Here is a 2,117-nt window from a genome sequence, read left to right as displayed (position 1 = left end):
CATTCCAACCGATAGCTATCGTATCGTTCCATGAAGTATTCGTATTATCCGAGCCGACCGCATGTGAACCGTAACCAATTGCAATATCTCTGGCACCCGATGCCGTACTTTCCACACCGAATACGATACTGGAGTGACCTATCGCTCTTGCTCTGTACCCGAACGCTTGCGAATTTTCTTCCGTTGCCATAGCATCCGGTCCGACCGCCGTAGTATATCCGGCTCTTGCACCTTGATTATCATAATTAATACCGGAGTCACTCCCGTTGGAAGAAAAGAAATGAATATCCTTCTTACCGTTTTCTTGTGCCAACTGTTGCATCACCGCATCATATACCGCCTGTTGATCCGGTGTCAGTGCCGCATGTATGCCGAACGGTACCGAAGAAGTCAATATCAAAACGGCCGCAAATGCCGCTTTTATATCTATAACGTGTCTGCCCTTCGATTTGCCGCAAGAATTGGCAATTTCCGACACAACAACATACATATTTTTTGTACGACTCCACACCGTTTTGAATATTCTGTTCATAAAAGCCCCCTGCCGATTCGGCAAATATATTTATAAATTTGCAAATTTATATGAAATAAAATTTTTATAGTTTATTTTTGAAAATATTATATTTTTTATTCTTATTATTAAAGAATACATACATTTTGATTATATACCACCCCCACGCTCTTATCGATTTAGAGAACGAATTATATATATGTTTAGAAATATAGATACAAATATATTTTTCACATTCAAGCCGATTGTAAACTTACGAAAAATATTTGGATAATAATCCTGCAAATATTGCGAAAAATGATCATAATAAAGCAATATAACCGATGTTTCCGTACAATGAATAATACTCATTGTTACTTTAGTATTCGTAAACAAAGGTAAATATGAAATGCTTGTAAAAATTTAAATGTTTATACCTCTAAAGGAAACATTTTATAGAATATTACAAGCAAAAATGTAAATTCATTTAAACACTTGATAATTCGATTCCTAAATTTAATTTATCCTATAATGCCTTTAAGGCAATACAAAACGCTTTCACCTTTATCGGTGAAAGCGTTTTATGTATGAATATCAATTTACTCTTATTCTTTCAATTGTCGGATTTCCGTCTTTGTCTTTTGCGATGACGTCAATTCTGAAGCGTTCGAGTTCGACTTCAAATTCATCGAGAATTTTCTTGTCTACGTTAATTCCTTTTTGCATTGCTTTGTAGAGCATTGCCGCAAATTCGTAACGTGTCATCATTCGATCGCCTTTGAATGTACCGTCCGGATAACCATCTATTGCACCTTGTTTTACAAGTTCTTTGACATATTCATATACCCAATGATTTTCCGGCACATCAGGGAACAGTTTCATCTTTATCGGATCGACTTTTTCGCCTTGTGAAATTCCTGCAACGGCTTTTCTCAACGTTTCAAGTTCAGTTCTCATGTCTTTGATTTCTTTTGCCATTGCAATTCTTGATTTGGAAACATTATTTCCTTGTCCTACTTTTACGGATACTCCGGCATTTACCATATTCTTTCCGCTGCCGAATGAACCGCCTACGCTTATCATAGCGCTTTCGTTCGGTCTGTAGTACGCTCCGATTGCAACCGCATTGGATCCGTTGTAGTTACCTACTCCGGCTGCAATATCAAGTTTTTCATCGGGATCGAAGTCGAGCGGATGAAGTGCCGCAAGTGCTGCAGAATGTGCACCCACGTGATTGATTTCTCCGGAAATATCAGCCATTCCTTGCGTTGCCGCTTTCAACTGATCTTCGGTTGCCGCACGTCCCGATTCGATTTTATTCGGATCCCATGTCTTGTTGGAAAGTCCAGTAATCGTACTTTTGCCTTTTTCTCCATTTATCTTCACATCGCCGACAGCAATATTTTCTTTATCTTTCGTTCCGTCAATCGTAACTTTGCCCGCTTTAATTGTTTCTCCTAAACCGATAGTATAAGTCTTTTTACCCGCATTGTCCGTAGTCGGTTTTACACTTACTCCGCTATCGGCATCACCTTTTATGTCGATGTCCGCACCTGTTCCGTCTTTGCCGTCTTTTCCTTTCAGACTATTAAGGAAATCTTGTTCGGAGCTATTTTCATTAGGCTTT

2 protein-coding genes are annotated in these 2,117 nt (G+C 38.7%); both read right to left on the bottom strand.

Features of this window, described 5'->3' with window-relative positions:
- The coding region (locus HMPREF3182_RS02795; RefSeq protein WP_268872457.1) for an ESPR-type extended signal peptide-containing protein at positions 1–532 on the bottom strand (532 nt) is incomplete at its 3' end.
- A gap of 552 nt (positions 533–1,084) precedes the next feature.
- The coding region (locus tag HMPREF3182_RS07395) for a YadA C-terminal domain-containing protein (protein ID WP_206445536.1) at positions 1,085–2,117 on the bottom strand (1,033 nt) is incomplete at its 5' end.

The sequence above is a fragment of the Megasphaera hutchinsoni genome (genome assembly GCF_001553405.1).
Classification (GTDB): domain Bacteria; phylum Bacillota; class Negativicutes; order Veillonellales; family Megasphaeraceae; genus Megasphaera; species Megasphaera hutchinsoni.
The sequence above is the reverse complement of the archived record's forward strand: the minus strand, read 5'-3'. Positions and strand labels throughout refer to the sequence as shown.